Here is a 462-nt window from a genome sequence, read left to right on the forward strand (position 1 = left end):
TGAAATATCGTTCGGCGATCTTCCACACCGACGCCCTACAGGCCGAACAGGCACGGCAGGCCAAGACGGCCCTGCAAGACTCCGGCCGCCTCAACAAACCTGTGGCCACGGTGGTGGTGCCGCTGGGGCGGTTTGAGTTGGCGGATGAAGGGCATCAGCGGTATTTGGAGAAGAATGGGTTGAGTAGTTGCCATATCTGAGGGTACTGGTCGCGGAGGTCTGCCTCTGTAGGAGCGAGGCTTGCCCGCGATAGCGTCGGTTCTGGCGCTGCATTTTTTGGATGGGGTACATATCCATTCCTGCGGTCACGGCGGCTTAGGGTTCCGCCCTTACGGCCATCCCTTTCAAGGTCTTGGGTAAAATCCGCTGAAATTCAGTCAGGAAGACCCGAACGATGTGGGCCGATGTACTAGCGCGATTCGAGAAAAAAGCACCTGCCAGCGTGATGGCCAAACTTGCCTT

General features: G+C 57.6%; 1 protein-coding gene. It reads left to right on the top strand.

Features of this window, described 5'->3' with window-relative positions; genetic code table 11:
• Window positions 1–200, top strand: a 200-nt coding sequence (locus DK261_RS04195; RefSeq protein ID WP_146218511.1) for a peptide-methionine (S)-S-oxide reductase, incomplete at its 5' end; no start/stop codon positions are given.
• Between the last annotated feature and the right edge of the window lie 262 nt (window positions 201–462).

The sequence above is a fragment of the Pseudomonas sp. RW409 genome (assembly GCF_003184125.1).
Lineage (GTDB): Bacteria > Pseudomonadota > Gammaproteobacteria > Pseudomonadales > Pseudomonadaceae > Aquipseudomonas > Aquipseudomonas chlororaphis_I.